We start from the raw sequence: 25,664 nt of genomic DNA on the forward strand, positions 1-25,664 counted from the left end.
CCAAGCAGGAAGTGCGTATTGCGTGATCCCCTGCTCATCGTGAATGCGACTACTGCGGCATCGATTTCATCCATCGACCGATGTGCTCTGATAACCCGACTGGATAAACGGAAAAACGGCTGCAAATTCCGTACGAACACTCGGGTTTTGATGCAATGCCTGTAACGCTCGGGCCTTATCTACGGATTCATAGACCTGGCGATCACGGAGGTACGCAATGCCATAAATCGCATCGCTTTCCTCGGCTGAAAATGTTCGGCCAGGGCTAAAACCCAAGGTTTCATAAACGTGGAAGCGCGGAGCGTCAAAAGTAGTCAAATCTAGTAAGTAGTCGGGTTGGGCTGCCCCTGACCCTGCAACATCAGCCGCCCACGTTTGTAGCTCCAGCGTACTGATCGCGTTGCTCAGATAGCAATTCACTACGAAGGCAATGGTCGTAGGGTTTTCTCGCGTAAGCCCAGTCATGATCAGCCTCTCCATTACGCTTCATGCCCATTCATTATCAGGATGGATAATTTGCAGTTCCCAGTCCAGTGCAGGGCTATTTTTGGGAACCTTTTGCTTGTAGTTAAACGTCCGTTTCGGGTCGATTTCTGCCTGTCGCGAAGGGCAGCAATCGCCTCGTAGCTGCCTTTTTGTGAAAGCGTGATTTGGCCAGAAGCATCCCATCTAAGGATCTATCGACACTCGGCCAAGTCGAGCGCTCAGCCCAACCACTTGAAGCGCTATGACCTGCTACCCTCGTTCTAGATGGCTCGGTGCCATACCTCGCTGTTCGATTACTCAGTTGGGGGGATAAATGATGGTGGGATCGATCGAAAAATACTTGAGAGGGTCTGGGATATTCATAATTTGCTCAGGGATAAATGCGTGCACGACGGTCCCCGACAGGCCGTATCAAGAGGCCTGGGCTGCATCGCTGCTGGCGAATCCGCCCCAGGAGAAGGCGGTCCCACCGCTTGGAACAAGCAGCCCACTAGTCGTCGAGTTTGATGATGCTGGAACAGTAAACGCAGTGCAGCGCCACGCGTTGCTTGAAACGGTTGATCGCCAAGCCGCTGCGGACACTCTCCTGATTTTCGTACACGGCTGGCATAACAACGCCAAGCCAGGCAACGAGAATCTCAAAGGCTTCACGAGCTTCCTGCAGGAGATGAATTGTAAGAAGCCACCCGAGGATCCGAGTGCTAAATGCGAAAGTTCTAACCCGTACACCGGCGTTTACATCGGCTGGCGTGGTGACTCCCAGAACCTCCTTGGAATAGAACACGGCATTGCGGACTTTTTGACGTTTTGGGATAGACAGAGCACCTCGGTAAAGGTCGGCGAAAAGGGTCTGAAGTCCTTGCTGGAGGACCTGGACGCTCGGGTAGCCTCAAAAAAGATCCATCGATACGCGGTTATTGGCCACAGCTTGGGCGGCTCCGTGGTATTGCACGCCGTAAAGGATCGCTTGAAGCATGACGACGCCATTGATGACAATTTGTATGTGTTGATCAATCCCGCTGTGGCGGCTACAGAATACCTGCCTTTCCGCCTTTTGAAGAACAAAGGGCGAATTCCGAAGCTGGTGACGCTACAGGCCAAGAACGATTATGCAGTCCGCTATGGTTTCCGTGTCGCCACGCTAACTGCTCCGATGGGCGATACATCTACCAACAAAAGCCACGACCTCAACGCCTGTGACCCGAGGGCGACTGGCTGTGCTGACACGTTGGCAAAGCGTTGGAAAGAAGCGAACGTCAAAGACAGCTGTTTCACTATGCTTCAAGGTCATAACTGGGTCATTACAACGCGAAATGATAATGGAAAGGGAAGAGAGACCTGCGAGGAGAGCAATCACTTGTTAGGTTGGGTAGTTTGGGCCAAGGATGGATCAGTCGAGGCACACAACGGGATTCTGACCTCTGCCCAAGCGCGTGCGTTGCACGGCCTCCTTGAGATCAACCGTAAGCGGGATGAAGCCTATGTCGCCGCCCCACCCGTCAAGCGGAATGGAGAGTGACCTCCAGCTCATATAGATGCTGCCAAGCGGAGTGCGGAGGGAGGCCATAGTCAGGTGACGTGAAGGTGTCAGCCTGACAGACCTGCGCAGCTGAATGGCGGTTTTTGGGGCCGGCAACAGGACCACTCCAGCGATTCATTGAAGGTGAGGCCTGGCCCCATAGCAGACGGTCAGTTGCTTACTTGAACGCACGGCTTCAGGCGGGTGCTCACGCGCCAGCTCGGCGTTGGCCCGAACTATTACCGTGGAGGCATTCCCGGCTGCACGGTCTGTTCCACCTGCTCCTCAAACCACTTCAACACTGCCTGGCACGCGGGATGAGCAACGCCGCTGTCGCGTAGCCACAGGGCATACACGCCGCCGGTCTTCAGTGCTTCGCCGAAGGGCACCACCAGATCGCCGCGCACCACCGCGTCGTGGGCCAGCATGCGGTCGGTCATGGCGATGCCCAGGCCACGCGCGGCGGCGTCCAGGGCCAGGTCGTCGAGGTTGAACAGCAGGTGCTGGTAGCTGCGCTCGGGCAGGTCCTGCTGCGCCTTGAGCCACAGGTTCCATTCGTAGCGCGAGGTGGAACCGTGGATCAGCGAATGCCCGGCCAGTGCCTCGGCAGAGCGGGGTGGGGCGCGGCCGTCGTCTAGCTGCGCAGCGCACACTGGGATCAGGTATTCGTCGAACAGTGGCGTCAGGCGGCGATCATCCAGGCCACCCGGCAGGTACAGCACATAGGCATCGCAATCGCCGCCTTCGTCCACCAGCTCCCCGCTGACGGTCTCGATGGACAAGGTCAGCCCGGGGTTCACCGCATAGAACGAACTCAGCCGCGGCAACAGCCAGCGCACCGCCAGGGATACGAAAATGCGGATACGGAAAGGGCGGTCCTGGGGCGCCGGTGCCAGGCGCTGTTCCAGCGTGCGCAGGGACTTGAGCAGGTCCCGCGCCACCTCGTATACCTCGCGGCCGTGCTCTGTCAGCGCGACCTTGCGGCTGGTGCGGTCGAACAGCACGGTCTGGTAGTGCTCCTCCAGTTGCTGGATCTGCCGACTGATCGCGCTCTGGGTCAGGTGCAGTTGGCGAGCGGCTTCGGTGAAGTTGCGGGTGTCCGCCACCCGGACCAGCGCCTGCAGTGCTTGCAGCGAGGGCGTGCGAAGGTTTTTATCCATGCAAATTCCGAATGGATGGATGAATTATTAGCGTTAGAAAGCTAGGTGTCGTGCCCGTAAATTAAAGGCATGCAGCGGGCTTCCGGGTATCTGGTCAATCACGCCTGTGCATCAATTGTGAAGGAGTGACGGACAATGAACAACCACTGTGGCTGGATCGCCTTGGCTGGAGAGTCGCCGGTAAAGCCGCGCCTCGAAGGCACGCAACAGGTCGACTGGCTGATCATCGGCGGCGGCATCACCGGCCTCTCGGCGGCCCATACCCTGGCGCGGCGATTTCCCTCGCAACGGGTGGTGCTGCTCGACCGCCAGCGTGTTGCCCAAGGCGCGTCGGCGCGCAATTCCGGGTTTGTGGTCAGCCATGAGTTGCCTGGCGCTGGCGAGCTGATCGGCACTGCGGGGTTCGCCGGTTACCAGGTCGCGTCGCGCATTGGTGTGGCGGCTGGGGAGGAGGTGCGTCGACGTATCGCCGAGCTTAAGCTGGACTGCGAACTCAGTGAAAACGGCTATCACTTCGCGGTGCATGAACCGGCGCACCTGCAGAAAGTCCAGCAGACCCTGGAAACCCTAACGTCCGTGGGCGCCCAGGCGCAGTTCTTCGAGGGCACACTGCTGCAGCAGCGCCTGGGCACGTCGTTCTATGCCCGCGCCGTCCACTGCGCGGGTGGCAACGGGTTGATGCAGCCGGCCCGCTACGTCAAAGGCCTGGCCGACAGCCTGCCGGAGCAGGTGGAAGTCTTCGAGCACAGCGCCGTCACCGACCTGCGCCGCCGCCCCGGAAAAGGTTGGGCCGCGCAGACCGAAGCAGGTGAAGTGCAGGCGCGACAAGTGCTGGTGTGCGTGGGCGCATTCCTGCCAAGGGTTGGCCTCAAGCGCAGCGGCACTTTCCCGCTGGAACTGAGCGCCAGCATCACCCGTCCGCTTACTGAAGGGCATTGGCAGCAGCTATTCGGCGATCAAGGTTGGGGCGTGCTGTCCACCCTGCCAGGCGGCTGCACCTTGCGCCTGCTGCCGGGGCGCCGGCTACTGATCCGCAACACCGTGGAATATCGCCAGCGCGATATCGATGCCGCCAGCCTGGCCGTGCGCCAGCGCGAGCACCTGCGGGGCCTGCAAAAGCGCTTCCCGGGGATTATGGCGCAAGACCTCGAATACACCTGGACCGGCCACCTCAGCGGCACCCGTTCCGGCGAGCCGTACTTCGCCAGGATCCAGGACGGCCTGCATGCCGTGGCCGGGTGCAATGGCTCCGGTGTCGCCCGCGGAACCTTGTGGGGCCGCTTGCTGGTAGAGATGGCCATTGGCGCCGACTCGGCCTTGCTGCGCGATGTGCTTAGCCAGGCCCGTCCGGGCTACCTGCCGCCACGGCCGTTCTTCGACTTGGGCGCCAGCGTGCGCATGGCCTGGGAAGTGCGCCGCGCCCAGGGCGAGCGCTGATTTTTCAATTACCTTGCAAACAAGAACAAGAGAGCGAATCCATGATCAAGCACACTTGCGTGGCCCTGTTGTCCTCGGCGTTGCTGGCCGCTGCGGCGCATGCCGAAGAACGGGTCAATATCGCCAACTGGAGCGGTTACATCGCCGATGACACCCTGGCCGAGTTTACCCGTCGCACCGGCATCAAGACCACCTACGACCTGATCGACAGCAACGAGACCACCGAAGCCAAGCTGATGACCGGCAACAGCGGCTACGACCTGGCAAGCCCGTCGAACCACTTCCTGCCGCGCCTGATCAAGGCGGGGGCCATCCAGGAGCTGGACCACACCCAGTTGCCCAACTGGCATAACCTCGACCCGAAGCTGATGAAGATCCTGGAGGCCAGCGACCCGGGCAACCGATACGCGATCCCGTACATGTGGGTGACCACCGGCATTGGCTACAACGTAGAGAAGATCAAGGCGATCTTCGGCAGCACTGAGGTGACGCAGTCCTGGGACCTGTTGTTCAAGCCGGAAAACGTCCAGAAGCTCAGCCAGTGCGGGGTGGCGTTCCTCGACAACCCGACGCAGATCATTTCCATCACCCTGAAGACACTGGGCTTGGACCCGCATAGCGAGAAGCCCGAAGACCTGAAGAAGGCCGAAGCGGCGTTGCTGGCGGTGCGGCCTTACATCAGTTACTTCCACCAGTCCAAGTATGTGAGCGACCTGGCCAACGGCAATATTTGCGTGGCCATCGGTTTCAGTGGCGACGTGTTGCAGGCCATGGGCAGTGCCAAGCAGGCCGGGAATGGGGTGGAGGTGGGCTACAGCATTCCGCGTGAAGGTTCGACCGTGGCGGTGGATATGGTTGTGATGCCCAAGGGGGCACCGCACCGGGAAAATGGGTACGCGTACCTCAACTACCTGTTAGAGCCGAAGGTGATCGCCAACATCAGCAATGCTGTGAAGTACCCGAATGGGAATGCGGCGGCGCTGGAGTACATCACGCCGGATTTGCGTGACAATCCGGCAATCTACCCGCCGGAATCGGTACTCGATGCGCTGTTCCCGATCAAGACCCTATCGCCGGCGGGGATGCGCTTGAGTACCCGGCTATGGACCAGAGTGACAAGTGGGAAGTGAGGCCGCGACCGGTGGGAATAGTTCACTGAGGGGGGCTACTCTACGATAGCGATCAGCGCGGTTGCTGTTGGCGAGCGTTTGATGCAGTTGATACCTGACGCCAGCCTGGCGGTGTTTCCCGAGGCCGATCATGACTTGGGCCACAGCCATGCCGAAGCGGTTGCGCGCCTGATTGACGCGCACCTTGCTTCCTGATGGTCGTTTCAAGCTGCCGTAGACACGACTGGCCTGGCTTCACCAATCAGGATGTCTTCAAAGAACGCCCCGACCGGTTCGGTAGGGTGGCACAACTGTATTTCCAGTACCCATACGACCTCGCTAGGAACGATCTCTACCTCGGCCAGTTTGTCCTGCCCATACAGTACATGCGGGAAGTCGGCGATGCGGTGCCCGGCCAGGTTGCGCTCAAGCTGCCAGCCTTTGGCCTGGGCACTGCGCTCGGCGAAGTCATACAATTCACGTCCGGTCAGCCCACGGCCCCAGGCCTGACGGGTTTCGTCGAACACGTCATGCAATGCCTTGACGCAGGCGTGGTGCAGTTCGTGCTGGCCGAACACGAAGGTGTCGCCATAGTCGCCTTCGTAGCCATCCCAGACCGGGCCGACGTCGACCACGACAATGTCCGTAGTACGTAATACGCGCTGCAGATCAATACCTTGTCGCGGGGTACGCACGGTGTCATCGCCGAAGCGGATGTAGGTGGGGTGCCAGGTGTGCGACGCGCCCATAGCCTGCAGGGTTTGCGCGGCCATCTCAAGCGCCTGGGCAGTGGTCATGCCGACCTGCAGTTGGCTGGCAATCGCGGCCACGGACCGTACCGACTGCTCGCGGGCCGCAAGCATGCCGTCCAGCGAATAGCGCGGGCCGACCTTTTCCAGCGCTGGGTGCAGTGTGCTGGCCGAGGAAGCCTGCGCTGCCAGTGCGCCACTGGCGACAAAGGCTTCAGCGACGAAACGATGGGGGGGAACGCCTGCCGCAAGGCACTGTTCGCGGGCCTGGCTGATCATCGTGGCATTGCCGCAGGCGTAGACCTGGGCCTCGTCCCAGCGATGTGCGTGGGCCAGCGCCGCCTGCTGCACCCGCGCCTGGTCCGAGCGTACCGGGTACCAGCGAAAATGTGGGTGCATACGGCTGGCCTGTTCGAGAAAATCATGGTCGTAGAAGTCCGCTGTCGATGAACCGCCCCAATACAGCGTGACCTCGGCATCGCGTGCCAGGGCAGTCAGCAGCAAGGGTTTGATGCCGGCATAACCTGTGCCGGTGGCGAACAGCACCAACGGGCGTTGGTCCTCGTGTTGCCAGGTGCAGGCGCCCAGCGGGCCTTCGAGCGTTACTGATGCGCCGGCCTGCAGGGCGGGCAGCAAGCCTTCTGTGAACAGGCCACCGCTGACCTTGCGAATATGAAACACCAGTTGCCCCTGTTCCTGGGCCGGTAGGTTGGCAATGGAGAAGCAGCGGCTGTCGCCATTGCCCAGCTGGAACCGCACATATTGGCCAGCCCGAACGTCCAGTGGCTGGGCAGGCTGCAGCACGAGCTCGACGATATCTGTACTGAGCGCGCGCTGGCCAGCCACCTGCGCGTGGACTTCCAGTGCCGGGGTATCCAGTGACCAGCCGGGTATCTCCAGGCGCATGTCACTGCAGGCGTGGCTCTGGCACAGCAGCATCTCGTCGGTGGCCAGGGGGTAGGAGGCGGGCGGTGTATCCGCATCTCGCTGCTTGTCGTGATACTGCCCCGACACCACCTTGACCTTGCACGAGCCACAAGCACCGCGGCGGCAGGAGAAGGGGACCGGCAGGCCGCTGGCGAGCATGGCATCGAGCAGCAACTCGTGGCTGGCTTCGAAGGTTTTGCCCGAGGGCGACAATTCAATGACGTGGCGGCTTTGCATGAACACCTCGGCTCAAATGGAGGTTTGATTGTTGCTATAGTCCAGGACCAGCAGAACCTCCAGATTTGGATAATTCATATGGTCCAGCTTCGTAAATGGCAGCCGCTGCTCAAGCTCGAAGGGGCGCAAGCTTCGTACCGGCAGATTGTCGAGGGATTGGTGGCCGCGATCAGCGAGGGCCGCCTGCGCCCCGGCACGCCCTTGCCCGGCACGCGGGAGATGGCGCAATTGCTGAACGTCAACCGCAAGACGGTGATCCTGGCCTACGAGGAAGCCGAGACCAAAGGCTGGCTGCAAAGCGTGCAGCGCCGGGGCACCTTTGTCAGCCAGCAGCTGGCGGCCAGCGCACGGGCCGAACCTGATGCCACCCGACGCTTCGCCCTGGCGCTGCCAGAGGAACCCGCTGTTGCCTATTTCGCCGCGAACGAACAGGCCGCCGCACAGCAGGGGCGGCCAGGTGCGTTGTTTTTCGACAACGGTGCCTGTGACCACCGCCTGCTGCCGCAGGCTGTACTGCACCGCTATTACCGCAATGCCTTGCGCAGCAGTTTCACCAGCAACAGCGTGCGCCACGGCAGTGAATGCAGCAGCCACTCCCTGCGCAGTGCCCTGGCCGACATGCTGCGGCACAATCGCAGCCTGAACGTTGGTGCCGAGCATATCTGCCTGACCCAGGGGGTGCAGATGTCGCTGTCGCTGGTGGCCAGCGTGTTGCTCAAGCCGGGCGATGTTGTGCTGGTCGAGCGCCTCAGTTATCCGCCTGCGTGGGAGATCTTCCGTCAGCTGGGTGCCCGGCTGGTCACCGTGGAGCTGGACCATGAGGGCTGCCGTGTCGATCAGCTCGATGCCCTGTGCCGGCAGCACAAGGTACGGATGATGTACATCACGCCCCATCACCAGTTCCCCACCACGGTCAGCCTGCCGGCCGGGCGCCGGCAGCAGTTGCTGGAGCTGGCGCGTCAGCACGACTTTTGTGTGGTCGAGGAAGATTACGACTACGAGTACCACTTCTCCGGGCGGCCCTACCTGCCGTTGGCCAGTGACCGCCAGCAGCGGCATGTGATCTACATTGGCACGATGTCCAAGCCCTTGGGCAGCACGTTCCGCTGCAGTTATATCGTGGCACCCGTGGAGGTGATTGCAGTGCTGGAGCGCAGGGCGACGCTGACCTTGGGGCAGGGCGATGCGGTGATGCAGTGCATGCTGGCGGACTTGATCAATGATGGCGAGCTGAAGAAGCACTTGCGCCGGGTCAATCGTGAGTACCGTCGACGCCGGGAGACGCTTTTGGCGTGTCTACACGAAGCCTTTGGCGAGCACATTTCCGTACAGGAGCCTGAAGGGGGGCTGGCGCTGTGGGTGCGCTTTGCCGACGTGATCAATGTGGATGAGTTGGTCGAGAAAGCGCTGGAGCTGGACCTGGTGGTGCGCAGTGGGCGGCAGTTTTCGCCGTTTGGCCATGCCGAGAATGCCTTGCGCCTGGGGTTTGCTTCGCTGGATGTGGATGAGATCCGGCTGGCCACGCAGCGCCTGGCACAGGCGGCGAGTGCTATTGCCGCGGGGTAAGATGAAGATGCAAGTCCGGATGAAAACCCTGTAGGAGTGGGTAAACCCGCTCCTACAGGGTGGTTGCCATGCTGCGGAACTGCTAACGCCGCCACACCTCACCTTGTTCGGTCACTACCCAAGGCCTGTCAGCCGCATCGATCAGCACCCCGCCAACCCAACGCGGTGCCGGGTTGCAATCGAGCCAGTGTACCTTTCCGGCAAGCACCTGTTCGGCAAGCGGGGTCAGTTGCAACTGCCGCTGCGCCCAGGCCTCTCCAGGGCCTTCCAGCAGTAATGGCTGCGGCCCATGGATCAGGGGCTGCAGCAGGGCATGGAACATCATGTCGCCCAAGTAAGGCAGGGGATCATCCTGCATCGTCAACTGGCCAAATACGCGCCCGGCCGGCAGTTCGCCGCGCAACGCCAGCACGCGTAGCAGCAGGCGTTCGGTAAGGCTCAAACCATCATTCGCCCCCGGCAGCTCTTGCAGCTGGCGGGCCAATGCGCGGCCCAGCAACGGCAGGGCCGTATGCTGGCAGCCAGCCAGGCTTGCCCAGGCCTGCGGATCAGGTGCGGTGTAGGCCGCCCACGCCTGGCGCGCCAGTGCCAGTGCATCCTCGCCCAGTGCGCGACGTTGTGGCCACAGCCAGGCCAGCAGGTCGGGGGCCAGTTGGCCGATGCCGATGAAGCGCTGGATACCGGGCACCTGGTCAATCTCGATCAGTTCCAGCCGACGGGGCAGGCCGGGCAGGCTGGCGAGCACGCGAATCAGGAACAGTTGGTCGTAGGCGTCGGCCTCGCACCACAGCACAATCTGGCTGTCGGGGCTCAGCCTGGCCAATGCACTGCGCTGTACCGCCTGGCGCTGCTCAAGGTCTTGTGGGGTCAGCTTGAACGCCTGCTGCACATAGGCACCCCGCACCTGCCAGTACTGCGCCTCGGGCAATGCCGGTACCGGCCCCATGACCATCGGGTCTTCGAACATCTGGAAGGCGCCGTTGAACCCGGCGGTGCGCAAGCTGTGGGCGATGTCGTTGCCGCAGCGCCAATGCTCTACGGCAGCCTCGTCATCAGCAGAAAAACCGGGGTGGCGCGCGGCGAAGGCCACGGCATCGGCATGGGCCTTGAGCTTGGGCCAGCTGGCAAACCCGGCCTCGCGGGCTACCAGCCATTGGGTATCGGCAAGCCGGTAGTCGGGGCCGGTCAGGCCAAGCGTGCGCAATTGCTCGCGGACGTCGTCGGCTTCGTGGTTTTTCAGTGCAGTCAGCAGGCGCTTGGCGCGTTTGCGCAAGGCGGGTAGGTCGAGCAGGCCGTGGTGGCGGGATGCATTGATGGCGGGCATGCCAACTCCTTTGGGGCTCGGTCCGCCGACAAGCCGGGAGCTGGTATGAGAATGTATGGGTGCATGGCTCGGGCAACCCCTTCGCGCGGACCGCAGGCGCAGCCGGCGCCCAGGTCCCGACTTTAACGGTGTAGCGTACCGGGTTGCAAACGATAGTTTTCCCATGCCTTGTCGCACGCCTTGCACGGGTAGAGGTCGTGTATGCCTGGGCCGCTGAGTGTTGCCAGCGCTTGGCCGATCATCAATGCGCAGCCGTCGGCAGCATGCCTGAGCGTTGGGCGTTGTGTGCGGCTTCAATCAACTGCAGGTTGCGATTGCGCAGCGCGTGGTTGGCACCGACACGCAGGTTGGAACGCAGCGCCAGCGTCTCTGCCTGTTCAAACTGCCCTTGCTGCAGGCGCAGAACGCCAAGGTAGTGCAAGGTCGCCGGGTTGTTCGGCTGTATGTGCAGTGCTCGCTCAAGCGTGGCCGCAGCCTGGTCCAGTTGGCCGTCGGCATACTGCTGCGAAGCCTTATCGATCAGCACGGTCGATGCATTGTTGCTGCGTGCGGGCGCCGAGCGCTCGCCGGCCAGCGCGTGTGTAGCCGCCACTACGCTGAACAACAGAAGCATGGCTGACAGGGCAGGTGTGCTGGGCATCGGCAGTAAACTCGACAGGTCTTTGGCAAGCCACTCGCGGGTAAGGGGCGAGGGGGTGCTATCGACCGGGAAGTCGGGATGAAGTTCCCGCCTGGGCGGCGCACTGCCTCCGCTCTCGGCCTTCGACTGGCAACATCTGTTCGGTTACCGCCCATAACCGCCTCCACGCACCTCAAGCCTGCGCTGGCACCTCCGATAGCAGCACACCCACCGTCGAATCATCGATCAGAAGTGGTGCCAACAAGGAGTACTGCCCGCATGCTTGCCAACCTGAAGATACGTACCGGAATGTTCTGGGTGTTGTCGCTGTTCAGCCTGACGTTGCTGTTTTCTACCGTCAGCGCCTGGCGGGCAGCGGTGGGCAGTGACCAGCAGATCACCGAGCTGGACCAGACCGCACACCAGTCGGACCGGTTGAACAATGCGTTGCTCATGGCGATTCGTTCCAGTGCCAATGTGTCCTCGGGCTTCATCGAACAGTTGGGTGGCCATGACGAGAGCGCAGCCAAGCGCATGGCGTTGTCGGTCGAGCTGAATGACAAAAGCCAGAAGCTGGTCGACGCGTTTGTCGAAAACGCTCGCGAGCCCGCCCTTCGCACACTGGCGATCGAGCTGCAGGCTACCTTTGCCGAGTACGCCAAGGCTGTGGCCGGGCAGCGGGAAGCGACCCGCCAGCGCTCGCTGGAGCAGTACTTCAAGGTCAACAGCGACGCCGGCAATGCCATGGGCCGGTTGCAAGCGTTGCGCCAGCAACTGGTTGGCGCACTGAGTGAACGTGGCCAGCAGATCATGCTTGAGTCCGACCGGCGTCTGGCCCGTGCGCAATGGCTGAGCCTGGGGCTGCTGGGTGTGACCTTGCTGTTGGCCGTGCTGTGCTGGGCCTTCATTGCCCAGCGTGTGCTGCACCCGCTGCGTGAAGCCGGTCGGCATTTCCAGCGCATTGCCGGTGGCGACCTGAGCGTGCCGGTGCAAGGGCAGGGCAACAATGAGATCGGCCAACTGTTCCATGAGCTGCAACGCATGCAGCAGAGCCAGCGCGATACCCTTGGGCAGATCGACAACTGCGCCCGGCAGCTGGACGCTGCTGCCACGGCGTTGAACGCGGTCACGGAGGAAAGCGCCAACAACCTGCGCCAGCAGGGGCAGGAGCTGGAGCAGGCCGCTACCGCCGTGACCGAAATGACCACGGCTGTGGAGGAGGTTGCGCGTAATGCCATCACCACTTCGCAGACCACCAGTGAGTCCAACCAGCTGGCCGCACAAAGCCGTCGCCAGGTCAGCGACAATATCGACGGCACCGAGGCCATGACCCGCGAGATCCAGACCAGCAGTGCGCACCTGGAACAGCTGGTTGGGCAGGTACGGGATATCGGCAAGGTGCTGGAGGTGATCCGCTCGGTGTCCGAGCAAACCAACTTGCTGGCGCTCAATGCCGCCATCGAGGCTGCCCGCGCGGGTGAGGCCGGTCGTGGCTTCGCGGTGGTGGCGGATGAAGTGCGCACGTTGGCCTACCGTACGCAACAGTCGACCCAGGAAATCGAGCAGATGATCGGTCGCGTGCAGGCGGGCACCGAGGCGGCGGTGGCTTCGATGCAGGCCAGTACCAGCCGTGCCCAGTCAACGCTGGACGTGACCCTGGCCTCGGGGCAGGTGCTGGAGGGCATCTACAGTGCGATCGGCGAAATCAACGAGCGCAACCTGGTGATTGCCAGTGCGGCCGAAGAGCAGGCCCAAGTGGCGCGGGAGGTGGACCGTAACCTGCTGAACATTCGCGAGCTGTCGAACCACTCGGCGGCGGGCGCACAGCAGACCAGTGAGGCGAGCAAGGCGCTGTCGGGTTTGGTCGGGCAGATGACGGCGTTGGCGGGTCGGTTCAGGTTGTAACGTTCAGTGCAGAGGTGTGCCTGCCTTTAGGCGCGGGCTTGCCCGCGAAGGGCTGCAAAGCAGCCCCGGTAATGCAACTCAGCCCGCCTGCGCCGCCAGGCTGTTGCTGACATTGCGCCCCAGCACCAGCACGGTGACAAAGCCACAGCCCACCAGCGCTGTGGCCAGGCTCAGCAGCACCGCTGTGCCCATGTGGTCGACCACCTGCCCGCCGAAGAACGAGCCCACTGCAATGATCACCTGGAACAGGGCGACGAACAGCGGCATGCCACGCTCGACATCCTTGGGTGCCACGACAAACATCCAGATGTTGGCGCAGGCCGGGAACGCACCGAAGGCGAAGCCCCACAGTGCGATCAGCATCGCCGCACCGGTCATGCTGGTGGCGAAGTGCGGGAACAGGGCAGTGCTGATGGCGATCATGAGCGCGACCAGCATCAGGGTATGCCGCACGCTACGGTTGGCTGCAAAGCCGGCGAAGATATTGCCCATGAAGCCGGCCACGCCATACAGCAGCAACAAGGAGCTGATCGTAGGCCCGTCGAAGCCGGCATTCTGCTTGAAGAATGGTGCAACATAGGTGTACGCGGCAAAGTGCGCCAGGCCAATCAGCAACACGGCGATCAAGCCGACCCGCGCTTGCGGGTTGATGAACAACGCCGGCAGGTCACTGATGCGAATGGCCTTTTCCGGCATCAGCCGTGGCAGCAGGAACACTTGCGCCAGCAGCACGGGGACGCCCACCAGTGCGGTCACCAGGAAGGTCATGCGCCAGCCCATCAGGCCACTCAGCCAGGTGCCCACAGGTACACCCACGACGGTTGCCAGGGTTACGCCAGCCATGATGATGGCGTTGGCCTTGGCTACGCCCATGCCGTCAGGTGCCAGCCGGCCGCTGAGCGCGATGGCGGTCGCCCAGAAGCCACCAATGCTGACACCCAGCAGCACGCGGCCGACCAACAGCAGGTTGAAGTCGCCGGCATAGGCCACGATAGCGTTGGCGATGATCATGATCAGCGTCAGGCCGATCAACAGGTAGCGCCGGTCCAGCGCACCTACGCCCACGGAAATCAGGGGCGCGGCCAATGCGGCCATGATGCCGGGCAGGGTCACCATCAGGCCGGCAAGGCCTGCACTGATGCCCAGGTCGCTGGCCACATCGTTGAGCACCCCCACCGGGAGGAACTCACTGGTGACCAGGGCGAAGGCGCCCACGGCGACCGAGAGGATTGCCAGCCATTGCTGCGTGATGCTCTGTTGGCTGTGTTCGGGAAGGCCGCGAGGGGCCTGGCGGTTGCTTGGCATGGGGTTCGGTTCCATGAGGGATGTCGCCTGTAGCAGGCGCAGGAGCGGGGAGATTTGCAGGCGAGTATAGGGACGGCCTTGTCAGGCCAACAGGCAGGCCGCTTGATAGTAATCATCAGCGCAATCGATGAAACGCCTTGCGTAGAGTGTTGGTTATGGCAGTGTCACTGTAGGTTGCGGTTTCGGGACGACACCACTCAGCACCATCCGGGTGACTGTTCGGGTGGCGCGATCAAAGTCCGATTTGTCAGGTTGGGCCACGCCTCTGATCTGCGACATTTGCCAGGCCAGGTTGGTATAGGTGCGCGTTGCCGACCAGATGAAGATCATCAGGTGCTCAGGGTCGCAGGGCGCCAACCGGCCATGATCGATCCAGTTGCGCAGGCAGGCAACGTTGTGCCGGGCTTCCTCGTGTAGCACGTTCTTGCATGCCTCAGGCAGGCGCCTGCCCCCAGAGAGCAATTCCTGGCTGAACACTGCAGCGCTGAACGGGTGCTCCCGAATGATGCGGATGCGGGCTTTGATATAGGCCCGCAACCCCGCTATCGGGTCGTCGTTCTTTCGCAGTGCTGCCGAGGCCTTCACCAACGGCTCGACAAAACTCATCAGCACCTGGACGTACAGGTTCTCTTTCGTCTGGAAGTAGTAGTAGAGGTTGGCCTTGGGCACCCCGGCACGTTCGGCAATTTCGTGCGAATGGGTGGCGGTGAAGCCGGTTGCGGCAAACGATTCGCTGGCTGCCTTCAGAATCAACTTCTGATTCTTGCGTCGTATGCCGGGATTGCCCAGCGATTGATCAATCACGCCGTACAGGGCGTTGGCGTCTTCATTGGCAGTGTCTGGCGTGTCGGGCTGAGCGTACATCACGGCATCATTCAGGCTTTATGGATTCGCTGTATATAAAAGTATATAGCGAATTGACGTGTGATGTCCGCTCAGCATCCTCCAGAGGTTTACGGTGCCACCAGCACATCACACTGCGATTCGCTCAGTACATGCTTGGTGACGCTGCCAACCAACAGCTCTTCCAGCGCGTTTGTACCCTGCTTGCCGACCACGATCAGGTCGCATTCCAGCTCCTGTTCCTGTTCGACAATGCGCCAGCCAGGGTCGCCATGCACCACGAGCTGCCGTGCATCGGCCATGCCGGCTGCCTTGCTCAAGGCGGCGAGTTGTGTCACTGCATCCTTGCGGATCACATTGCGGTAGTGGGTGAGGGTGTCGTGGTCGATATGGGCGAAGCGCACGCTGCTTTCGAACGGGGCTTCGTAGACGTGCAGCAGAATGATCTCGGCCTGCGGGGCAATGCGCTTGGCCAGTTCGAGGGCGCGCAGCGATACGGGTGAAAAGTCGACGGGAACCAGCACGGTGCGGTAGGCATCGCGAGGGGCAGGCTTTACCACCAGCAAAGGGCAGGGCATGCGGTTGAGCATTTTTTGCACGGTCGAGCCCAGCAGCAGGCGCCGCGCCACGCTCTGGCCCTTGGCGCCGCACACCAGCAGGCTGCTGTGCTTGTCCTGCACCACCCGGGTGATTTCCGTGGTCACCGTGCCGTTGGCAACCTGCACGCCCGCAGAAATGTCGTAGCGCTGGAACAGCAGTGCCGCCAATGCACGGATTTTTTCGCCGGCGCTATCCAGTACGCGCTTCAACAGGTCGTCATCAGGCGCTACCAACTGCTTGAGGCGCTCGAAGGGTGCCGGATTGGCAACGTAAAGCAGGTCAAGCGAGGCCTGCTGCGCCTTGCTCAGGTAAGCAGCGCGCTCCGCTGCGTTGCGGGCATGGGGGGACAGGTCGGTGGCGACCAGTATGTGTTTCAGCGGGCTCATGTGGGGCTCCTTATCCAAGGCCGCGCACAGTGCTCGACGGCAAACCTTGAGCACTGTGCGCCTGGCGGTGCTTGAGTCATTCCTTGCGTGCAGCCATGGTCGCGCGAACCCGGCGCGAGGGCTTGATGTGTGTCAATGGAATGTAGCTGCAGCGGCGGATCATGCCGACAACAGCCCGCGCAGCAGCCCCGTGACGACAATGGCAAACACCACCACCGGCAAGAGGGGAAACCGCGTAGCTGCGTATACCGTAAGCCCCAGCGCAATCAGGTCGGCCGGCTGCCCGGAAACGAACTTCGGCGCGATCACGGCAATCAGCACACAGCCTGGCGCGGCGTTCAGCACTTGGGCCAGCTGCGGCTCCAGGGTGCGGTTGCGCAGCAGTAAAAAGCCCAGCACACGCGTAAGGTAGGTCACCACCGCCATGCCCACGAGGGTGACCAGCGTAGCAACGTCAATCATGGCTTGGCCCACAGGTAAGCGGTCACCAAGCCGGCCACGGTGCCCGCGAGCACATACCAGCCACCCGGAATCAGCAGGTAGAACAGCGCTGCGGTGAGCAGGCTGAACAGCCACGGCAGGGCGGCGTGTACACCTTTCCACATGCCTTTGAGCAGCACCAGGAAAACGGCGGCGAAAGCCATGTCGAAGCCATAGCTGCGCAGGTCGCCGAGCAGCGGCCCGACTTGTGCACCTAGGCTGGTGAAAGCAACCCAGGTGGCCCACAGGCACAACGATATGCCCATGAAGTAACGCAGGCTGAAGGCACCGCGCTGGCGCGTATCGGCCAGGGCCATTGCCCAACTCTCGTCGCACATGAAGAACAGGGCGCCGAGCGCTTTTGGCAGTGGCAGGTGGCGCAGGTACGGCGCCAGCGTCGCGCCCATCAGCAGGTGGCGGCTGTTGATCAGCAGGGTCATGGCGACAATCACCAGGATTGCCGGCGGTGAGGTCCACAGCTCGATGGCGGCGAACTCCGAGCCGCCGCCGAAGTTGAGCCCGGTCATCAGTGCCACTTCTCCTGCTGCCAGCTGGTGTTGGGACGCTTGCGCGCCGAGTACGAGGGCAAAGGGGATGAACCCCAGCAGCACCGGCACGGCGGCGATGGCGCCACGGCGCAGATCACTTTGCGGTGCGGTGGCGGGGGGATCGTTCAGTACAGGTTCAAGGGTATTCATGGTCACCTCCAGTGGAGGAAAATTATTCCAATGAATCGCTGAAATTGGCTTGCGTAGTTGCACTGATGCGCAGAGCATTTGGCATCTGCTACCGATAATATCGAAAAAGAGGTTTATCAATGCCAATCAAGCTCGATGCCATCGACCGGCGCATCCTGCGGGCGCTGCAGCGCGATGGCAGGTTACAGAACCAGGAACTGGCCAAGCAGGTGGGGTTGTCTGCCTCGCCGTGCCTGCGACGGGTACGCCTGTTGGAGGAGGCCGGGGTGATCGAGCGCTATGTAGCGTTGCTGGACCCGGCCAAGGTAGCGCTGGGCCTGACACTGTTCGTGCGGGTATGGCTGAAACGCCAGGACCAGGAGACCACTGACGCGTTTGTCGAGGCCGTGCGCCAGTTGCCCGAAGTGGTGGAATGCCATGTGATGGCGGGCGATTGCGACTTGCTGTTGCGTGTAGTGGCGGCAGACCTGGAAGCCTATCGGCGCTTCCAGATCAAGCACCTGACCAGCCTGAGCGTGGTGCAGAACGTGAAGACTGAAGTGCCGATGGAGAAGATCAAGCTGACCACCGAGCTGCCGGTGTAGCTGCAAGGGCTGTGGGTGTCAAAGCCCTGCGCTGGCGCGCACCATCGCGTAAGCCTGGCGCACCAGCGGGTTGACGGTGTTGGCCCGTACCCACAGGTGGTAGGTCACGTCGGGTAGCGCTGGCAGGCCATCGCTTTGGCCGAGCACGCGCATGTCTGGCCCAACCATTTCCTGGCTGCGTGCAGTAATGCCCAGGCCAGCGCGCACTGCGGCCTTGACGCCGATCAGGTTCGACGCCAAGTACGCCTGGCGCCAGGCGATACCGGCTTGCTCCAGCGCCTCCAGGGCCAGTTTGCGGTACAGGCTGGGCTCATCTACCAGCACCAGTGGTAGGGGCTCGCCGGGCATGTGCTGAAACTGCGCCGCGCATATCCACCACACCGGCGAGGTGCGCAGCGCAAAGCCTTCAAGGCCGGGTGCGGTGCGGGTAGAGATGACCATGTCGACCTTGCCGCGCTGTAGATCCTCCATCAGGAACGGGCTGCGGCCAACGTCGATTTCCAGGCGCAGATTGGGCGCCGAGCGGGCGATGTGGCTGAGCAGCGGTGGCAGGATAGTGTCGGCGATGTCATGCGGCGAACCGATCCGCAGCACGCCGCTGGGGCCATCCAGGCGTAGCCCGGCAAGTGCTTCGTCGTTGAGCGCGAGCATTTGCCGGGCGTGGCGCAGCAGCTGGCGGCCCGCATCGGTCAGCGACTTTTGGCGGCCTTGCTTGCGCAGCAGGGGTACACCCACCTGGTGTTCCAGGCGCTGCATGTGCTGGGTTACGGACGCTTGAGTGCGCCCCAGCATGCGGCCGGCTTCGGCAAAGCTGGCGTGGTCGGCAATAGCGACGAAAGTGCGAAGCAAGTCGAGGTCGAGGGCGCTCATGGGGTGGGCCAGGCAGAGAATGGGGAAGGGCGCAGCGTTTTTACATTACTGGCGCACGAAGAAAGATAATGAATCTTTATCGATTGGTCGATGCTGCTTCAAGGGGGAATGAGCTAAACCCAGTTATTTCGGTGCTTATGCCCGGTTTAACATTTTTCTGACGCTTCAGAGTTATAACGATAGGCAATATTTGAATTTCCCCTCATCCCTGCAACTTCCTAGGATGCGCCCTCATTGGCCGGGTGTTCCGGCTGCCGGGATGAGGAACCCCCACCATGTCGCTGTCCACCGTTGCCCGTCGCGGGCTGTTCGCATCGTTGCTCGCCACTGCCACGCTGGCAGCCAGCGACCTGGCCCAGGCCGATGCCACCCTGGACAAGGTCCAGCAACGCCACAAACTGGCCGTGGGTGTGGTGCTGTCCGGCGGCCCGTTCGGCGCCATCGACCCGGCCACCCGTGAACCGATCGGTTTCAGTGTCGACCTCGCGCGTGACCTGGCGCGCCAGCTGGGCGTGGCGGTCGACCTGGTAGCGGTGCAGCCGGCCAACCGCGTGCAGTTTTTGCAACAGGGCAAGGTTGACCTGCTGATTGCCAACATGGAGTGGACCCCCGAGCGCGACAAGTTGCTGGGCCATGTGCCTACGCCGTTCTACCGCGTGGGCGGTACCGCAGCGCTGGCCAAGGACAGCCCGGTCAAGACGTGGGCCGAGCTCAAGGGCCAGCCGGTGTGCACCTCGCAGGGTAGCAGCTACACACAGGCGCTGATTGAGTTGGGCGCCGACCTCAAGGCCTTCAAGACCTCCGCCGAGTCGCTGCTGGCGCTGCGCGGCAACAACTGCGTGGCTGCCGTGCACGATGCCACCCTGATCAACCCGCTGCTGGCCAAGGGCGGTGAGTGGAGCGCTTACCGCGCCCTGGCCCCCGAGCTTAACCCGGCGCCGTCGGTGATCTGGACGCGCCTGGGCGAGACTGACACCCAGCAGCGGCTGGACCCGTTCGTCAAGCAGTGGCACCGCAGCGGCTGGCTGATCGAGCGTGAACAAGCCAACCACATCACCCCGGCCTCGCCTGCGCTGGTAGAGCTGCGTGCCAAGCTGCAGGGCGAAGGCGCCTGATGAGCGAGGTTTTGCACTGGCTGGTCGGGCAGCTCGCCCGGGTTGGCCTGAACTACAGCTTCCTGTTCGACGCCTACGCCAGCGGCAAACTGCTTGAGGGCGCGCTGACCACCGTCTGGCTGTGTCTGTTCAGCGTGGCCGGCAGCCTGCTGATCGGTGTGCTGCTGGCGGCGGCACTCACGTCCGGCCGCCGCTGGTTGGCCTGGCCGGCGCGGGCCTTCATTGAAGTCACGCGCAACACACCCACACTGGTGCAGTTGTACTGCGCGTTCCTGGTGCTGAACATGCTGATCAACCAGAGCCTGGGCAATGCCAACCCGATGACGCCGTTCGCCTGGGTGGTGCTGGTGATTTCCCTGCACAAGGGCGCCTTCCATGCCGAGGCCTTGCGCGCCGGTATCGAGGCGGTGCCGGCGGTGACCCTGGAAGCAGCCAGCTCGCTGGCCTTCAGCCGTCGCCAGCAACTGCTGCAGGTGCAACTGCCACTGGCCGTGCGCTTTGCCTTGCCGGCGCTGGTCAACAACCTGATCGACCTGGTGAAGATGACCGCAGTGGCATCGGCGATTGCCGTCAACGACATCACCTATGCCTCGATCATGATCTGGACCCAGGGCGACACTGTCATCGAGCTGATGATCCTGATTCTGGCCTTTTTCGGCCTGCTCAGCTTCGCCGTCAATTGTGCCGGTCGTGCCCTGGAAGCGCGCCTGAGGATGCCTGGCTATGGCCATTGAAAACCTCGCCACGCTGTGGCACTGGTCACCGACCCTGGGGGCGGGCCTGTTGCAAAACATCCAGATCAGCGTTGGTGCCATCGGCCTGGGCACGTTGCTGGGCTTGCTGGTGGGCATTCTGCTGCTGTCGCCCTTGGCGCCGATGCGCGGTATCGCACGGCTTTGGGTGCAGGTGTTTCGCAATGCACCTTGGCTGGTGCTGATCTACTTCACCTCGTATGTGTTCCCGTTCGATATCCAGGTTGCCGGCACCTGGTTCACGTTTCCCGACTGGCTGAAGGTCACGATCGGCCTGGCCCTGCCGGCCAGTGCCAACGTGGCCGAGATTTTCCGTGGCGCCGTGGCTTCGATCCCGGCCACCCAGTGGGAGGCTGCGCGCTCGCTGGCCTTCAGCCGCGCGCAGATCTTCCGCTCGATCATTCTGCCGCAGTGCCTGCGGCGCATGCTGCCGCCATGGATGAACCTGTACGCGGTGGTGACCATGGGCACCGCTCTGGCTTCGCTGGTGGGCGTACACGACGTGATCGACAGTGCGCAGATCGCCGCCAACACCGTCAACCGCAGCGGCTTCACCGTGCTGGTGTACTTCAGCGTGCTGGCGCTGTTCTTCGCCTACTGCTACCCGATTGCCCGCCTGACCCAACGCCTGGAGCGCCGCTATGCCTTCTGAACCCTTGATCCAGCTGCGCGACGTGCACCTTGCCTTTGCCGACAACCTGGTGTTGCGCGGCATCGACCTGGATGTGCAGGCCGGCCAGGCGGTGTCGATCATCGGGCCGTCCGGCTCCGGTAAGTCGACCATCTTGCGCTGCATGACCGGCCTGCTGCGCCCGCAGCGGGGCAGTATTCGCATTGGTGATACCCAGGTCGAACAACTGCGCGGCGAGTCCGGGCTGACTGCCCTGCGCAAGCAGGTGGGCTTTGTATTCCAGCAGTACAACCTGTTCCCGCACCTGAGTGTGCTGGATAACCTGCTGATCGCCCCGACCAAGGTCCTGGGCCGTGACCGTGGCGAAGCGCGCGACCAGGCCTTGGCACTGCTCGACAAGGTACGTCTGGGCCACAAGGCTGCGGCTTTTCCAGGTGAGCTGTCGGGTGGACAGCAGCAGCGCGTGGCCATCGCCCGTGCCCTGGCGATGCGGCCTAAGCTGATCCTGTTCGACGAGGTGACCTCGGCGCTGGACCCGGAAATGGTCGGCGAGGTGCTGGCGGTGATCCGCGAGCTGACCGAGGAGGGCATGACCTGCGTGCTGGTCACCCATGAAATGCGCTTTGCCGAAGAAATCAGCGATCGGGTGTATTTCACCGAGCATGGCCGCATCGTCGAGCACGGCAACGCCGAACAGCTGTTCCGTGCCCCGCAACACGAGCGCACCCGTGCCTTCTTGCAGCATGCGCTGGGCGAGGGCAGCCAACGCCCGAGCCGCCCGGCGCCCGATGTATTCAGCAACCTGGGGCGCTACAGCCTCAGCGTTTGATCTCCGTTAGCCAAGAAGAGAGACCTGCAATGTCCCGTGACTCCGTGATCCAGCCGTTCCTGGCGCAAGTGCGCGCCATCCATGAGCGTGGCGTCGACCGTGCCGCACTGCAACAAATTGTCGTACTGCTCGAAGGCTTGGCCAAATGCCGCGAACTGTTCAATTTCGAGCGCTTCCCGGCGCCGGATGCCGCGACCGGTGAAACCCAGTTCCGCTACCGGCTGAACGACGATGGCGAGTCGCCGACCCTTTATGTGAACTCGCTGCTGCCGGGCAAGGCGACTTTGCCGCACAACCACGAGACCTGGGCGATCATCGTTGCGGTCGAGGGGCAAGAGTTGAACCGGGTGTACCGCCGCGAAGATGACGGCAGCGACCCTGCCCGCGCCCGCCTGGCGCTGGAGCAAGAGATCGTGGTGCAACCGGGAACTTCGGTGGCGTTCCTGGGCGAGGACCTGCATGGCATTCGTGTCGAGGGCGATCAGCCGACCTTGCACTTCCACCTCTATGGTCGGCCGCTGGAGTCGCTGGAGAACCGCTACGGCGTGAAGGACGACGGCAGCGTGGTGAACTACAACAAATCGCAGATGGCACCTTCGATCAAAGCTTACGGCCTCTGATTGTCGTTGCCTGTACTGGCCCCTTCGCGGGCAAGCCCGCTCCCACAGGGATCGCATAATGCTCAAGGCCCGCGCAGTACCTGTGGGAGCGGGCTTGCCCGCGAAGGGGTCGGTACAGGCATTGCAATTTTCCAATCCAATCGACCACGGACTGCGTCCCATGACCCCCAGCATCACCCCTGCGCACCTGCATGACTGGCTGTTCGACGGCCAGGAGATCGCCCTGTTCGACCTGCGTGAGCACGGGCAGTACGGCGAGGCTCACCTGTTCTACGCCGCAAACCTGCCGTACAGCCGGCTGGAAATCGAGGCCCCGCGCCTGGCGCCCAACCCGGCGGTGCGCCTAGTGGTCTACGACGCAACGGGTGGCGAACTGGCCCAGCGCGGCGCGCAACGCTTGCAGGCGCTGGGCTACTACGCAGTGCATTGGCTTGAAGGCGGGAGCATGGGCTGGCAGGCCGCCGGCTTCGAACTGTTCGCCGGTGTGCACCTGCCGTCAAAAGCCTTTGGCGAGCTGGTCGAACATGCCTGTCATACCCCGCGCATCAGTGCCCTGGAGCTGGCTGAATGGCAGCGCCAGGGTAAGCCGCTGGTGCTGCTCGATGGCCGTCCACTGGATGAGTTCGCCAAGATGAACATCCCCGGCGCCACCTGCTGCCCCAATGGCGAGCTGGGTTATCGCCTGGAAGACTTGATACAGGACTCGCACACCCCGGTGGTGATCAACTGCGCAGGGCGCACCCGCAGCATCATCGGCGCGCAAACCTTGATCAACCTCGGCATCGACAACCCGGTCTACGCCCTGGAGAACGGCACCCAGGGCTGGTACCTGGTCGACCTGCCACTGGAGCACGGTGGACAATGTGGGTATCCACCGCACAGTGGCCAGGCACTGGGGCGTCAACGGGCACGCGCCACGCGGTTGGCACGCAAGGCCGGGGTGCAGTGGGTGGCAGCGGCGCAGGTGCAAGCCTGGCAGCAGGACGCACAACGCACGCTGTTCCTGTGCGATGTACGCACGCCTGAGGAATTTGCCGCGGGCAGCCTGCCCGGCGCGCAACATTGCCCAGGTGGGCAGCTGGTGCAGGGCACCGACCTTTACCTCGGCGTGCGCAAGGCACGGGTGGTACTGTTCGACGACGATGGCGTGCGCGCCCCGGTGGTGGCCAGCTGGTTAAAGCAGATGGGGCATGATGCCTATGTGCTTGAAGGCGGCCTGAGCAGTGGCCTGGCATTGCCGTCCAAGCCTGCGCTGGCAGTGACCTTGGCCGAAGCGAGCGCCGAGGAGCTCGACGGCGCCTTGCTGCTGGACCTGCGGCCGAGCACGGCCTATCGCAAGCGCCACCTGCGCGGCGCGCAGTGGGCGATTCGCCCTCTCCTGGCCGAGCAGGTACAGCAGCAACCCCGACGCCTGGTGTTCATTGCCGACGACACTCGCGTCGCCGAGCTGGCGCTCAGCGAGCTGCCCGATGACCAACGAGTGGCCGCGCGTCTGTTCCCCAAGGCCTTGCTGGCCGAGTGGCCGCACGTTGAAGACGATACTTCGCTGGCAGACACCGCGTGCATCGACTTCCTGTTCTTCGTCCATGACCGCCATGCTGGCAACAAGGAGGCGGCACGCCGCTACCTGGCCTGGGAAACCGGCTTGATCGCACAAATGAGCCCCGCCGAGATCGCCAGTTTTGCGCCACTGACCCACAGCGAGCCGGTCGCCACACGGTTGGTCCACGCCGGGCGCGGCGAGCCGGGCCAAGGCGCGCATGGCGTCAACCCGCCGGTCAGCCGGCTGAGCACGGTGCTGTTCGACAGCGTCGCCGACCAACGCCAGGCGCGCAGCGTTCGCGACCAGCAACGGGTGCTGAGCTACGGCGCCCGTGGCAACCCTACGGCGTTCGCCCTTGAAGACCTGGTCAGCGAGCTGGAGGGCGGCTACCGCACCAAGTTGTTCGCCACCGGGCTGCAGGCCATCACCCAGACGTTTCTTGCCTACCTGCGCCCCGGCGACCATGTGCTGCTCAGTGATGGCGTATATGGCCCGGTGCGGCGTCTGGCACGCGAGCTGTTGCAGCCGTTTGGCGTGCAGGTCAGCTATTTTGCCGCAGACGGCCAAGGCCTGAAGGCCGCGCTGCAGCCGAACACGCGCATGGTCTACAGCGAAAGCCCTGGTTCGTTGCTGTACGAGCTCAACGACCTGCCCGCCATGGCGGCGCTGTGCAAGCCACGCGGGATTCTGCTAGCGGTAGATAACACCTGGGGGTCAGGCTACCTGCACCAGCCACTGGCGCTGGGGGCGGACATTTCAGTGATGGCCCTGACCAAATACCTGGGCGGGCACAGCGACGTGATGATGGGCAGCGTATGCACCACCCGAGAGGCCTTCGCCGCGTTGTCGCGCAGCAGTGATACCTGCGGCTGCACGGTCAGTCCGGACGATGCCTGGCTGGTGCTGCGTGGCGCGCGCAGCCTGGCCAGCCGCATGGCGGTGCATGAGCACCAGGGTCTGGTCATTGCCCGCTGGCTACAGGCCCGTGAGGATGTGGCGCGGGTGTACCACCCGGCGTTGCCGGAGCACCCGGGCCACGCCCTGTGGCAGCGCGACTTCAAGGGCAGCAATGGCCTTCTGAGCATCGAACTGGCCGATGCCAGCCTGGCGCGGGCAGAAACATTCGTCGATCGCCTGAGCCTGTTCGGCATCGGCGCCTCCTGGGGTGGCTACGAGAGCCTGGTGACCCTGGCCGAGCTGGGGGAACGCAGCTTCGCCACCCCCGTGCGTGGCGCGTTGGTGCGCCTGCATGTGGGCCTGGAAGATGTCGGCTCGCTGCAGCGCGACTTGGACCAGGCACTGCGCTGATCAGGCTCAGCCGCTCATTGGGTTTGTCCATGGCCAAGGTCGCCGGGTGGCCTACGAAACGG

General features: G+C 62.9%; 23 protein-coding genes. 12 read left to right on the forward strand and 11 right to left on the reverse strand.

Annotated features, from left to right (window positions below):
* Positions 1-66: 66 nt before the first annotated feature.
* A complete protein-coding gene (locus tag QQL85_RS17810) occupies positions 67-465 on the reverse strand; it encodes a hypothetical protein (protein WP_284354571.1) in 399 nt (132 codons plus the stop codon).
* A gap of 550 nt (positions 466-1,015) precedes the next feature.
* Between QQL85_RS17810 and QQL85_RS17815 the strand changes: the two genes are divergently transcribed.
* Entirely contained in the window at positions 1,016-2,005 is a 990-nt protein-coding gene (locus tag QQL85_RS17815) for an alpha/beta hydrolase (protein WP_284354570.1), read from the forward strand.
* A gap of 239 nt (positions 2,006-2,244) precedes the next feature.
* Here QQL85_RS17815 and QQL85_RS17820 read toward each other — a convergent pair whose 3' ends face one another.
* Positions 2,245-3,165, reverse strand: coding sequence for a LysR substrate-binding domain-containing protein (locus tag QQL85_RS17820; RefSeq protein ID WP_284354569.1), 921 nt, complete (start codon positions 3,163-3,165; stop codon positions 2,245-2,247).
* A 135-nt stretch (positions 3,166-3,300) separates the two neighbouring features.
* On the opposite strand from QQL85_RS17820, the gene QQL85_RS17825 reads away from it, so the two are divergent.
* Positions 3,301-4,602: an NAD(P)/FAD-dependent oxidoreductase gene (locus tag QQL85_RS17825; RefSeq protein ID WP_284354568.1), complete on the forward strand. Its 1,302-nt coding sequence runs from the start codon at positions 3,301-3,303 to the stop codon at positions 4,600-4,602.
* A 41-nt stretch (positions 4,603-4,643) separates the two neighbouring features.
* Positions 4,644-5,732, forward strand: a complete 1,089-nt coding sequence (locus QQL85_RS17830) for a polyamine ABC transporter substrate-binding protein (protein WP_284354567.1) — start codon at positions 4,644-4,646, stop codon at positions 5,730-5,732.
* 203 nt (positions 5,733-5,935) lie between these two features.
* Here the strand turns inward: QQL85_RS17830 and QQL85_RS17835 are convergent, their stop codons facing one another.
* Entirely contained in the window at positions 5,936-7,624 is a 1,689-nt protein-coding gene (locus QQL85_RS17835; protein WP_284354566.1) for an NAD(P)H dependent flavin oxidoreductase family protein, read from the reverse strand.
* 78 nt (positions 7,625-7,702) lie between these two features.
* Between QQL85_RS17835 and QQL85_RS17840 the strand changes: the two genes are divergently transcribed.
* A complete protein-coding gene (locus tag QQL85_RS17840) occupies positions 7,703-9,190 on the forward strand; it encodes a PLP-dependent aminotransferase family protein (protein ID WP_284354565.1) in 1,488 nt (495 codons plus the stop codon).
* Positions 9,191-9,272: 82 nt separating this feature from the next.
* Here the strand turns inward: QQL85_RS17840 and QQL85_RS17845 are convergent, their stop codons facing one another.
* Both QQL85_RS17845 and QQL85_RS17850 read right to left on the reverse strand, forming a co-directional pair.
* Positions 9,273-10,514 carry a DUF1835 domain-containing protein gene (locus QQL85_RS17845; protein WP_284354564.1) on the reverse strand — a complete coding sequence of 414 codons (1,242 nt, stop codon included), beginning with the start codon at positions 10,512-10,514 and terminating at the stop codon, positions 9,273-9,275.
* A gap of 241 nt (positions 10,515-10,755) precedes the next feature.
* Positions 10,756-11,154: a tetratricopeptide repeat protein gene (locus QQL85_RS17850; protein ID WP_284354563.1), complete on the reverse strand. Its 399-nt coding sequence runs from the start codon at positions 11,152-11,154 to the stop codon at positions 10,756-10,758.
* A 258-nt stretch (positions 11,155-11,412) separates the two neighbouring features.
* Here QQL85_RS17850 and QQL85_RS17855 point away from each other — a divergent pair, with 258 nt between their 5' ends.
* On the forward strand, positions 11,413-13,038 hold the full coding sequence (locus QQL85_RS17855) for a methyl-accepting chemotaxis protein (RefSeq protein ID WP_284354562.1): 1,626 nt from the start codon (positions 11,413-11,415) through the stop codon (positions 13,036-13,038).
* A 78-nt stretch (positions 13,039-13,116) separates the two neighbouring features.
* Here QQL85_RS17855 and QQL85_RS17860 read toward each other — a convergent pair whose 3' ends face one another.
* From QQL85_RS17860 to QQL85_RS17880, 5 genes are all read right to left on the reverse strand, one after another.
* The gene (locus QQL85_RS17860; RefSeq protein WP_284354821.1) at positions 13,117-14,343 is read right to left on the reverse strand and encodes an MFS transporter; all 1,227 of its coding nucleotides are present in this window, start codon (positions 14,341-14,343) and stop codon (positions 13,117-13,119) included.
* Between the two features lie 153 nt (positions 14,344-14,496).
* A complete protein-coding gene (locus QQL85_RS17865; protein WP_284354561.1) occupies positions 14,497-15,207 on the reverse strand; it encodes a TetR/AcrR family transcriptional regulator in 711 nt (236 codons plus the stop codon).
* An 89-nt stretch (positions 15,208-15,296) separates the two neighbouring features.
* The gene (locus QQL85_RS17870) at positions 15,297-16,172 is read right to left on the reverse strand and encodes a universal stress protein (RefSeq protein WP_284354560.1); all 876 of its coding nucleotides are present in this window, start codon (positions 16,170-16,172) and stop codon (positions 15,297-15,299) included.
* 159 nt (positions 16,173-16,331) lie between these two features.
* Positions 16,332-16,634, reverse strand: a complete 303-nt coding sequence (locus QQL85_RS17875; protein WP_284354559.1) for an AzlD family protein — start codon at positions 16,632-16,634, stop codon at positions 16,332-16,334.
* On the reverse strand, positions 16,631-17,350 hold the full coding sequence (locus tag QQL85_RS17880) for an AzlC family ABC transporter permease (RefSeq protein WP_284354558.1): 720 nt from the start codon (positions 17,348-17,350) through the stop codon (positions 16,631-16,633). The genes QQL85_RS17875 and QQL85_RS17880 overlap by 4 nt, the downstream gene beginning before the upstream one ends.
* Positions 17,351-17,469: 119 nt before the next feature.
* On the opposite strand from QQL85_RS17880, the gene QQL85_RS17885 reads away from it, so the two are divergent.
* Complete coding sequence (locus QQL85_RS17885; RefSeq protein ID WP_284354557.1) at positions 17,470-17,934, forward strand: Lrp/AsnC family transcriptional regulator; 465 nt, start codon at positions 17,470-17,472, stop codon at positions 17,932-17,934.
* 18 nt (positions 17,935-17,952) lie between these two features.
* On the opposite strand, the gene QQL85_RS17890 is transcribed toward QQL85_RS17885, so the two are convergent.
* Positions 17,953-18,804 (reverse strand): LysR substrate-binding domain-containing protein, encoded by an 852-nt coding sequence (locus QQL85_RS17890; RefSeq protein WP_284354556.1) that lies wholly within the window; start codon positions 18,802-18,804, stop codon positions 17,953-17,955.
* Between the two features lie 275 nt (positions 18,805-19,079).
* On the opposite strand from QQL85_RS17890, the gene QQL85_RS17895 reads away from it, so the two are divergent.
* The 6 genes from QQL85_RS17895 (at position 19,080) to metC (ending at position 25,602) form a co-directional block, all read left to right on the forward strand.
* Positions 19,080-19,919 (forward strand): transporter substrate-binding domain-containing protein, encoded by an 840-nt coding sequence (locus QQL85_RS17895; RefSeq protein WP_284354555.1) that lies wholly within the window; start codon positions 19,080-19,082, stop codon positions 19,917-19,919.
* Positions 19,919-20,653, forward strand: a complete 735-nt coding sequence (locus QQL85_RS17900) for an amino acid ABC transporter permease (protein WP_284354554.1) — start codon at positions 19,919-19,921, stop codon at positions 20,651-20,653. Before QQL85_RS17895 ends, QQL85_RS17900 begins: the two co-directional genes overlap by 1 nt.
* Positions 20,643-21,323 (forward strand): amino acid ABC transporter permease, encoded by a 681-nt coding sequence (locus tag QQL85_RS17905; RefSeq protein ID WP_284354553.1) that lies wholly within the window; start codon positions 20,643-20,645, stop codon positions 21,321-21,323. Before QQL85_RS17900 ends, QQL85_RS17905 begins: the two co-directional genes overlap by 11 nt.
* Positions 21,313-22,131 (forward strand): amino acid ABC transporter ATP-binding protein, encoded by an 819-nt coding sequence (locus tag QQL85_RS17910; RefSeq protein WP_284354552.1) that lies wholly within the window; start codon positions 21,313-21,315, stop codon positions 22,129-22,131. Before QQL85_RS17905 ends, QQL85_RS17910 begins: the two co-directional genes overlap by 11 nt.
* Positions 22,132-22,160: 29 nt before the next feature.
* Complete coding sequence (locus tag QQL85_RS17915) at positions 22,161-22,751, forward strand: cysteine dioxygenase family protein (RefSeq protein WP_284354551.1); 591 nt, start codon at positions 22,161-22,163, stop codon at positions 22,749-22,751.
* A 160-nt stretch (positions 22,752-22,911) separates the two neighbouring features.
* Positions 22,912-25,602 (forward strand): cystathionine beta-lyase, encoded by a 2,691-nt coding sequence (gene metC / locus QQL85_RS17920; protein WP_284354550.1) that lies wholly within the window; start codon positions 22,912-22,914, stop codon positions 25,600-25,602.
* The last annotated feature ends 62 nt before the right edge of the window (positions 25,603-25,664 follow it).

The organism is Pseudomonas putida, assembly GCF_030159595.1.
Lineage (GTDB): Bacteria > Pseudomonadota > Gammaproteobacteria > Pseudomonadales > Pseudomonadaceae > Aquipseudomonas > Aquipseudomonas putida_AC.

Excerpts from the sequence above, each read along its gene's own strand:
- QQL85_RS17865 (WP_284354561.1), bottom strand. The coding sequence starts at position 15,207 with ATGTACGCTCAGCCCGACACGCCAGACACTGCCAATGAAGACGCCAAC.
- QQL85_RS17845 (WP_284354564.1), bottom strand. The coding sequence starts at position 10,514 with ATGCCCGCCATCAATGCATCCCGCCACCACGGCCTGCTCGACCTACCC.
- QQL85_RS17840 (WP_284354565.1), top strand. The coding sequence starts at position 7,703 with ATGGTCCAGCTTCGTAAATGGCAGCCGCTGCTCAAGCTCGAAGGGGCG.
- QQL85_RS17870 (WP_284354560.1), bottom strand. The coding sequence starts at position 16,172 with ATGAGCCCGCTGAAACACATACTGGTCGCCACCGACCTGTCCCCCCAT.
- QQL85_RS17830 (WP_284354567.1), top strand. The coding sequence starts at position 4,644 with ATGATCAAGCACACTTGCGTGGCCCTGTTGTCCTCGGCGTTGCTGGCC.
- QQL85_RS17915 (WP_284354551.1), top strand. The coding sequence starts at position 22,161 with ATGTCCCGTGACTCCGTGATCCAGCCGTTCCTGGCGCAAGTGCGCGCC.
- QQL85_RS17895 (WP_284354555.1), top strand. The coding sequence starts at position 19,080 with ATGTCGCTGTCCACCGTTGCCCGTCGCGGGCTGTTCGCATCGTTGCTC.
- QQL85_RS17825 (WP_284354568.1), top strand. The coding sequence starts at position 3,301 with ATGAACAACCACTGTGGCTGGATCGCCTTGGCTGGAGAGTCGCCGGTA.
- QQL85_RS17885 (WP_284354557.1), top strand. The coding sequence starts at position 17,470 with ATGCCAATCAAGCTCGATGCCATCGACCGGCGCATCCTGCGGGCGCTG.
- QQL85_RS17900 (WP_284354554.1), top strand. The coding sequence starts at position 19,919 with ATGAGCGAGGTTTTGCACTGGCTGGTCGGGCAGCTCGCCCGGGTTGGC.
- QQL85_RS17820 (WP_284354569.1), bottom strand. The coding sequence starts at position 3,165 with ATGGATAAAAACCTTCGCACGCCCTCGCTGCAAGCACTGCAGGCGCTG.
- QQL85_RS17905 (WP_284354553.1), top strand. The coding sequence starts at position 20,643 with ATGGCCATTGAAAACCTCGCCACGCTGTGGCACTGGTCACCGACCCTG.
- QQL85_RS17835 (WP_284354566.1), bottom strand. The coding sequence starts at position 7,624 with ATGCAAAGCCGCCACGTCATTGAATTGTCGCCCTCGGGCAAAACCTTC.
- QQL85_RS17890 (WP_284354556.1), bottom strand. The coding sequence starts at position 18,804 with ATGAGCGCCCTCGACCTCGACTTGCTTCGCACTTTCGTCGCTATTGCC.
- QQL85_RS17875 (WP_284354559.1), bottom strand. The coding sequence starts at position 16,634 with ATGATTGACGTTGCTACGCTGGTCACCCTCGTGGGCATGGCGGTGGTG.
- QQL85_RS17860 (WP_284354821.1), bottom strand. The coding sequence starts at position 14,343 with ATGCCAAGCAACCGCCAGGCCCCTCGCGGCCTTCCCGAACACAGCCAA.
- QQL85_RS17910 (WP_284354552.1), top strand. The coding sequence starts at position 21,313 with ATGCCTTCTGAACCCTTGATCCAGCTGCGCGACGTGCACCTTGCCTTT.
- metC (WP_284354550.1), top strand. The coding sequence starts at position 22,912 with ATGACCCCCAGCATCACCCCTGCGCACCTGCATGACTGGCTGTTCGAC.
- QQL85_RS17850 (WP_284354563.1), bottom strand. The coding sequence starts at position 11,154 with ATGCCCAGCACACCTGCCCTGTCAGCCATGCTTCTGTTGTTCAGCGTA.
- QQL85_RS17810 (WP_284354571.1), bottom strand. The coding sequence starts at position 465 with ATGACTGGGCTTACGCGAGAAAACCCTACGACCATTGCCTTCGTAGTG.
- QQL85_RS17855 (WP_284354562.1), top strand. The coding sequence starts at position 11,413 with ATGCTTGCCAACCTGAAGATACGTACCGGAATGTTCTGGGTGTTGTCG.
- QQL85_RS17880 (WP_284354558.1), bottom strand. The coding sequence starts at position 17,350 with ATGAATACCCTTGAACCTGTACTGAACGATCCCCCCGCCACCGCACCG.